Below are 6,915 nucleotides of genomic sequence, written 5' to 3' on the forward strand. Positions count from 1 at the left end.
AGGACGACGACGGTGTCCGGCCCCGACAGGAGACGACATGACGATCCCGATCCGCAGGCTCTTCGACGGCGGACCGGAGGTCGGGGCGGTAGGCCTCGGTTGCATGGGGATGTCGTTCGCCTACGGCCCGGACGAGCGCGACGACGACGTGTCGGTGTCGGTGATCCACCGGGCGCTCGACCTCGGCGTGACGCTCGTCGACACCGCCGACGTCTACGGCCCCTTCACCAACGAGGAGCTCGTCGGCCGGGCGCTGGCGGACCGGCGCGACGAGGCGGTGCTCGCGACCAAGGTCGGGCTGAAGGTCGGCGAGGGTCGGGTCATCGGGATGGACGGCTCACCGGAGCGCGTCCGCGCCGGCATCGACGCGTCGCTCAAGCGGCTCGGCGTCGACCACGTCGACCTCTACCAGCTGCACCGCGTCGACCCGCAGGTGCCGGTCGAGGAGACCTGGGGCGCGATGGCGGAGGTGGTCGCGGCCGGGAAGGCCCGCTTCCTCGGCATGAGTGAGGTGCAGGTGGAGCACCTCGAGAAGGCGCACGCGATCCACCCCGTCTCGACCGTGCAGTCGGAGCTGTCGCTGTGGACCCGCGACCCGCTGCCCGAGGTGCTGCCGTGGTGCGTCGAACGCGGGATCGGCTTCCTGCCCTTCAGCCCGCTCGGTCGCGGCTTCCTCACGGGCACGGTGACGGCCGGGTTCGACTCGACCGACTTCCGCAGCCGCAACCCGCGCTTCACCGACGACGCCATCGCCGCCAACCAGCGCATCGTCGACGCGGTCGCAGCCGTGGCCCAGCGCCGCGACGCCACCAACGCGCAGGTCGCGCTGGCCTGGGTCCTCGCGCAGGGAGCTCTCGTCGTACCCATCCCCGGGACGAAGAAGGTCCACTACCTCGAGCAGAACGCCGCCAGCGCCGACATCGCCCTGACCGCCGAGGACCTCGCGGACCTCGACGCCCTGCCCGCGCCGGTGGGCGCGCGCTACTGAGCCGCTACTTCTTGCCCTTGTGGTTGATCGCGTCGAGCGACGCCGCGCCGGGCAGCGGGGTCTGGCCCTTGACCTTGATGTTCTTGCTCGCCTTGGGCGTCTTGGCCTCGCGGCCACCCTTGTCCTTGGCCATGACGGTCTCCTTCGCTCGTGCTCGGCAGCGGCGAGGGGAGCTCAGGCTCTGGACTGACCAGGCACGCTAGGACGACCACTGTCCCACGCCGCAGGGTCAGGCCGCTGCCTTCTCCGGGTTGGGCTCACGTCCCGCCCGCGCGGGGGGCTGCTCGCCGCGCAGCCCGGCGACCAGGGACACCAGCGCCGCCATGACCGCGTCGGCCCCGGCGCGCAGCTGCTCCGGCGTCGCCTCGGCCGCCGACCCGACACCGAGCAGCGCGCGCATCTCGAGCGGCGCGCCCAGCGACACCGTGATGCGCGGACGCACGACCGGCGACAGCAGGGCCCGCCACCGAGTGCCCTCTGCGCCGACGAAGCGGTGCGTCCCCCACTGCGCCAGGGGTACGACGGGAGCGCCCGTGTCGAGGGCGAGGCGGACCACGCCGGTCTTGCCGCGCACCGGCCAGTGGTCGGGGTCGCGGGTGATGCCGCCCTCCGGGTAGAGCCCGACGACGTCGCCGCGCTCCAGGGCCGCGCGAGCAGGGGCGAGCGCCGCAGCCGGGTCCTCGGAGCGGCGGTAGACGGGGACGTAGCCGGCGTGCCGCAGGATCCAGCCGACGACCGGCGCGCCGAACAGACCACCGGTGCCGAGCATCCGGATCCGCCTGCCGCAGCGGGCGATCGTCGTCACGAGGACGAAGGCGTCGGCGACGGAGACGTGGTTGCCCACCACGATGACGGGCCCGCTCGACGGGAGGTGCTCCTCGCCGTACTGCTCCCGGCGGGTGCACAGGTGCAGCAGGAAGCGCACGAGCCGCAGCAGGATGCGGTAGGTCCGGTCGGTCGGCGCGCTCATGCCGTCACCGGCTCGAGCGGCTCGGCCTGCGCGGCGGCAATGGCGGCGTCGGTGTCGGTGCGGGCCAGCAGCAGGCCGCCGCTGATGAAGAGCACCAGCAGCGAGAGCAGGGCGGAGCGGTAGGAGCCGGTGACGTCGAGGACGACCGCGAAGACCAGCGACCCGACCCAGGCGGTGCCGCGCTCGGCGAGCTCATAGAAGCCGAAGAAGCTGGCCTGCCTGCCGTCGGGCACCATCGAGGAGAACAGCGACCGGGCCAGCGACTGCGAGCCGCCGAGGACCAGCGCGATCACGACCCCCATGCCGTACGCCGCAGTCGTGCTGTCGAGCGCCGCGACCGCGTAGACGACGACGCCGGTCCAGATGACGAGGGAGCCGAGCAGGACCTGCTTGGCGCCGTAGCGCGCAGCGAGCCGCGCCGAGCCCAGCGCGCCGCCAACGGCGACCACCTGGATGAGCAGCACCAGGGAGAGCAGGAAGCCTGTCGCGTCCTCGGCCGACCGGCCCTTCGCCTCGAAGAGCTCGTTGGTGAGCACCACGGCCGACAGCGCGACCACGGCCTGGATGGCGTCGTTGAAGAGCAGGAACGAACCGAGGTAGCGGGCGGTGCCGGGGAGCTTGCGCAGCGCCGCGAGCGAGGACCGGAGCTCCACGAACGACGTGCGCAGCTGCGCACCCAGCGACGGAGGGGACTCGTGCTCGACCCAGCCCGGCAGGTCGCGCACCGCGTCGAGGCGACGGATCGCGACGGTCCCGACGGCGACCCACCACAGGCCGGCGCCGGCGATCGCGACCCGCACCATCGTGCCCTTGCCGATGCCGAGCGGGCCGGCCAGCGCGAGCAGCCCGAGAGTGAGGGCGAGGACGAACGCCCCGCCGGCGTAGCCGAAGGCGTAGCCGCGGGCCGACACCCTGTCGCGGTCCGGGGGCTCAGCGACGTCGGCGAGGTAGGCGTTGTAGGCGAGGATCGCGGTTCCGAAGGCGACGTTGGCGACCGCGAAGGACAGGACCGCGAGCAGCGGCTGGCCCATCGGGACCGCGGCGAGGCAGAACGTCGCGACCGCTCCGATGCCGGTGCCGAGCACGAGCAGCCGGCGCTTGGCGTCGGAGCGGTCGGCGAGCGCCCCGAGCACCGGCAGGGCGAGGACCTGCAGCAGCACCGACAGCGAGGTCGCGTAGGCGTAGAGCGCGTCGGCCCGCGGGTTGAGGCCGAGGATCGCCACCCGACCGTTGGCGTCCTCCGCGGCCTCGGCGATCGCGGTAATGAACGGTCCGCCCACGGCCGTCACCACTGTCGTGACGAAGGCGGAGTTCGCGACGTCGTAGAGGGTGAAGCCGGAGACGGCTCGGCGGCGCGTCTCGTCATGGGTAGTGGGCATGCACAGATCGTCGGCCCTGTGGGCCCCGATCTGCATGAGCAGGACTACTTACCCCAGCTGCGCGTAGAGCGGGTGCGCGTCGGCAACCGCCCGGACCTGCTTGGCGAGGTCGGCCTTCTCGGTCTCGAAGGCCGGGGTGAGGGCGCGGCCGATGAGCCGGCCCACCTCTCGCAGCGTCTCGACCGAGAGGCCCCGGCTGGCCAGCGCCGGCGTACCGATCCGCAGGCCGGAGGTGACCATCGGCGGGCGCGGGTCGAAGGGCACCGCGTTGCGGTTGACGGTGATGCCGATCTCGTGGAGCCGGTCCTCGGCCTGCTGGCCGTCGAGCTCGCTGTCGCGCAGGTCGACCAAGGCGAGGTGGACGTCAGTGCCGCCGGTGAGGACGGTGACGCCCTCGCCGACCTGCATGAGCTCGTCGGCGACGGCCTGCGCCCCGGCGATGGTGCGCTCCTGGCGCTCGCGGAACTCCGGGCTGGCCGCGATCCGCAACGCGACGGCCTTGGCCGCGATGACGTGGGTGAGCGGGCCGCCCTGCTGACCGGGGAAGACCGCCTGGTCGATCTTCTTCTGGTGCTGCTCGCGGCACAGGATGATGCCGGAGCGCGGACCGCCGAGGGTCTTGTGCACGGTGCTCGAGACGACGTCGGCGTAGGGCACCGGGCTCGGGTGCAGGCCGGCCGCGACGAGGCCGGCGAAGTGGGCCATGTCCACGAACAGCAGCGCGCCGATCTCGTCGGCGATCTCGCGGAAGCGCGCGAAGTCGAGGTGGCGGGGGTAGGCCGACCAACCGGCGACGATCATCTTCGGGCGGGTCTCGCGGGCCTTCTCGGCGACCGCGTCCATGTCGATGCGCGAGGTCTCGCGGTCGACCTCGTAGGCGACGACGTCGTAGAGCCGGCCGCTGACGTTGAGCTTCATGCCGTGGGACAGGTGGCCGCCGTGCGCGAGCGACAGGCCCATGATCCGGTCGCCGGGCTGGAGCAGCGCGTGGTAGACGGCGTTGTTGGCCTGGGCGCCCGCGTGCGGCTGCACGTTGGCGTGATCGGCACCGAACAGCGCCTTCGCGCGGTCGATCGCGAGCTGCTCGACGACGTCGACGTGCTCGCAACCGCCGTAGTAGCGGCGACCGGGGTAGCCCTCGGCGTACTTGTTGGTGAGGACCGATCCCTGGCAGTCGAGGACGGCCTGCGGCACGAAGTTCTCGGAGGCGATCATCTCGAGGGTGTCCTGCTGGCGACGCAGCTCGGCGTCGAGCGCGGCCGCGATCTCGGGGTCGACCTCGGAGACCGGGGCGGTGAAGAAGTCGGCGGGAAGGGCGGTCACGGGCGGGCTCCTCTGGCAGTGACGGGGGTGCCCAGGCGCGCGGCAGGCCGATCGTCGCTCCCCGGTGGTCGGTTCCACCCTCGGCGCCAGTCGCGACGCCTCCGATGGTAGGCGAGGCTGCGGGTGCGGGCCACCCCCGGGCCGTAGGTTGCGGCCATGGCCTGGGACCTGCTCGTCGACCGCACCGACCTCGCGCGCACCTCGCTGGTGGAGGTCCCCGAGCCGGTCGCCGGACCGGGTGAGGCGCTGCTGCGCGTCGACCGCGTCGGGCTGACCGCCAACAACGCGACCTACGCCGTCTTCGGCGACGCGATGCGCTACTGGGACTTCTTCCCCGCGCCGGCCGGCACGGGCCGGGTCCCGCTGTGGGGCTTCGCGACCGTCGTCGCGTCGTCGTCTCCCCTCGCCGAGGTGGGGCAGCAGGTCTACGGCTACCTGCCCTCCTCGTCGCACCTCGTCGTCACGCCTGGGCGCGGGCCGGCCTTCCGTGACATCGCGCCACACCGGGCGGAGCTCGCCGCCGTCTACAACAGCTACCTGCCTGCCGTGGTGGCGGACGCCCACGACGGCGACCTGCAGCTGCTCTACCGGCCGCTGTTCGGGACGGCCTTCCTGCTCGCCGACCTGATCGCGTCCTCCGACCTCTTCGGCGCGACGCAGGTCGTCTTCTCCTCCGCGTCGAGCAAGACCGCCTACTGCACGGCCGCCCTGCTGCGCGGCACCGGCCGCCTCGTCGGCCTGACCTCCCCCGGCAACCTGGCCTTCGTCGAGGGCCTCGGGGTCTACGACGAGACCAGGGCGTACGACGACGTCGCGTCCCTGGCCGCTGCTCCGACGAGCTACGTCGACCTGGCCGGCTCCGCACCGCTGCGGTCGGCCGTCCACCACCACCTCGGCGACCTTCTCGTGCACTCGGCGGTGGTCGGCGCGACGCAGTTCGAGGCCGGCACGGGAGAGCGCCTCCCAGGGGCGCCGCCCACGTTCTTCTTCGCGCCCGACCGGATCGTCGTGCGGACCGCGGACTGGGGACCGGACGGCTTCCGCGACCGCTACGACGCGGCCTGGTCCGGCGCCCTGCCGTCACTTGATTCCTGGGTGGATGTCGTCGCTCACTCGGGGGCCGAGGCGCTGCAGTCGTTGTGGCCGCGGGTCCTGTCGGGCGACGTCGCACCGCGCGAGGGCCACGTCGTCTCGCTGTGAGCACGCCTGACCCGGGGTGGCGAGCGGTGCGCGAGGGCTACGACCAGGCGGCCCCGCTCTACGCGGAGGCCTTCCCCGACACCCGAGCCGAGATCGCGCTCGACCTCGCCATGCTCGACGCCTTCACCTCGCAGGTGCGGACCACCCCCGACGGGCGGGTCCTCGATGCCGGCTGCGGCACGGGTCGTCTCAGCCGGCACCTCGCAGATAACGGGTGCGACGTCGACGGCCTGGACCTCTCGCCGGGGATGCTCGCGATAGCGCGCCGCGAGCGCCCCGGCCTCGCCTCCGTCGTCGGGTCGGTGACCGAGCTGCCGTTCCGCGACGACGCCTTCGACGGCGTGCTGCTCTGGTACTCCCTCATCCACCTTCCTCCCGACGCGCTGCCCCTCGCCCTCGCCGAGACCGCCCGGGTCCTGCGGCCCGGCGGGGCCGTCCTGATCGGCGCCCAGTCGGGCGAGGGCACCCGCGACGTGGCCTGGTCCTACGTCGATGTGGGCGGTCACGAGCCGGCACGGCTCCAGCGCCATCTCGTCACCGCGGACCGGATCGCGCACGAACTGGAGAGCGTGGGCCTGCGTGCGGTCGCGCAGCTCACCCGCAGGGGGCAGGGTGCCGAGCGCGACGACCAGTGCAGCGTGCTCGCCACCAGCCGATAGAGAACTCCTCTCACGGCTGCTTCGAAGACGTCATCCGCTGACTTGGAAAACGTCCGTCGCCATGGGGCGTGCGGCGCCACATCCTGGGAAATTGCAGTCGTTGTGGCGGGTGCCAACCACTGCTCCACGTCCTGAAATAGTCGTCCACACCCCTTGTGATGCGGCAGATCCGGGTTACTATTAGCACAGTTGTTCGTACGGCTGGTGCGGGGGTGGTGAGGGTGGTTCAGGTGACGTCGGGGGTCCCGGCTGACGCACGCGTGACCGCCGCCCGGGCTGCCCTGCAGGCCGCGATCGAGCCTTCTGCTGACGGGCTCACGGCTGCGGCGGATGTGCACGAGCTGCTCGCGATGCAGGCCGAGATCGCCGCCGCTCTCGCTGGCCGGTTGCAGGTCG

At 72.5% G+C, this 6,915-nt stretch carries 7 protein-coding genes and 1 riboswitch; of the genes, 3 read left to right on the forward strand and 4 right to left on the reverse strand.

The window, feature by feature from the left end:
* Positions 1–37 precede the first annotated feature (37 nt).
* Positions 38–988 (forward strand): aldo/keto reductase, encoded by a 951-nt coding sequence (locus tag Q8R60_04760; protein MDP3711778.1) that lies wholly within the window; start codon positions 38–40, stop codon positions 986–988.
* Between the two features lie 4 nt (positions 989–992).
* Here Q8R60_04760 and Q8R60_04765 read toward each other — a convergent pair whose 3' ends face one another.
* The 4 genes from Q8R60_04765 to glyA form a co-directional block, all read right to left on the reverse strand.
* On the reverse strand, positions 993–1,121 hold the full coding sequence (locus Q8R60_04765) for a hypothetical protein (GenBank protein MDP3711779.1): 129 nt from the start codon (positions 1,119–1,121) through the stop codon (positions 993–995).
* 96 nt (positions 1,122–1,217) lie between these two features.
* On the reverse strand, positions 1,218–1,958 hold the full coding sequence (locus Q8R60_04770; GenBank protein ID MDP3711780.1) for a lysophospholipid acyltransferase family protein: 741 nt from the start codon (positions 1,956–1,958) through the stop codon (positions 1,218–1,220).
* Positions 1,955–3,337: an MFS transporter gene (locus Q8R60_04775; GenBank protein ID MDP3711781.1), complete on the reverse strand. Its 1,383-nt coding sequence runs from the start codon at positions 3,335–3,337 to the stop codon at positions 1,955–1,957. The genes Q8R60_04770 and Q8R60_04775 overlap by 4 nt, the downstream gene beginning before the upstream one ends.
* Positions 3,338–3,385: 48 nt before the next feature.
* Complete coding sequence (gene glyA / locus Q8R60_04780; protein ID MDP3711782.1) at positions 3,386–4,660, reverse strand: serine hydroxymethyltransferase; 1,275 nt, start codon at positions 4,658–4,660, stop codon at positions 3,386–3,388.
* Between the two features lie 22 nt (positions 4,661–4,682).
* Positions 4,683–4,764, reverse strand: a riboswitch (ZMP/ZTP riboswitch).
* 52 nt (positions 4,765–4,816) lie between these two features.
* Here glyA and Q8R60_04785 point away from each other — a divergent pair.
* Together Q8R60_04785 and Q8R60_04790 are read left to right on the forward strand one after the other, a co-directional pair.
* Positions 4,817–5,860, forward strand: coding sequence for a DUF2855 family protein (locus Q8R60_04785; protein ID MDP3711783.1), 1,044 nt, complete (start codon positions 4,817–4,819; stop codon positions 5,858–5,860).
* Positions 5,857–6,519: a methyltransferase domain-containing protein gene (locus Q8R60_04790; GenBank protein ID MDP3711784.1), complete on the forward strand. Its 663-nt coding sequence runs from the start codon at positions 5,857–5,859 to the stop codon at positions 6,517–6,519. Before Q8R60_04785 ends, Q8R60_04790 begins: the two co-directional genes overlap by 4 nt.
* The last annotated feature ends 396 nt before the right edge of the window (positions 6,520–6,915 follow it).

Source organism: Mycobacteriales bacterium, assembly GCA_030697205.1.
GTDB lineage: Bacteria > Actinomycetota > Actinomycetes > Mycobacteriales > SCTD01 > JAUYQP01.

Coding starts and splice junctions, on each gene's coding strand:
- Q8R60_04760 (MDP3711778.1), top strand. CDS start 38: ATGACGATCCCGATCCGCAGGCTCTTCGACGGCGGACCGGAGGTCGGG.
- Q8R60_04765 (MDP3711779.1), bottom strand. CDS start 1,121: ATGGCCAAGGACAAGGGTGGCCGCGAGGCCAAGACGCCCAAGGCGAGC.
- Q8R60_04770 (MDP3711780.1), bottom strand. CDS start 1,958: ATGAGCGCGCCGACCGACCGGACCTACCGCATCCTGCTGCGGCTCGTG.
- Q8R60_04775 (MDP3711781.1), bottom strand. CDS start 3,337: ATGCCCACTACCCATGACGAGACGCGCCGCCGAGCCGTCTCCGGCTTC.
- Q8R60_04785 (MDP3711783.1), top strand. CDS start 4,817: ATGGCCTGGGACCTGCTCGTCGACCGCACCGACCTCGCGCGCACCTCG.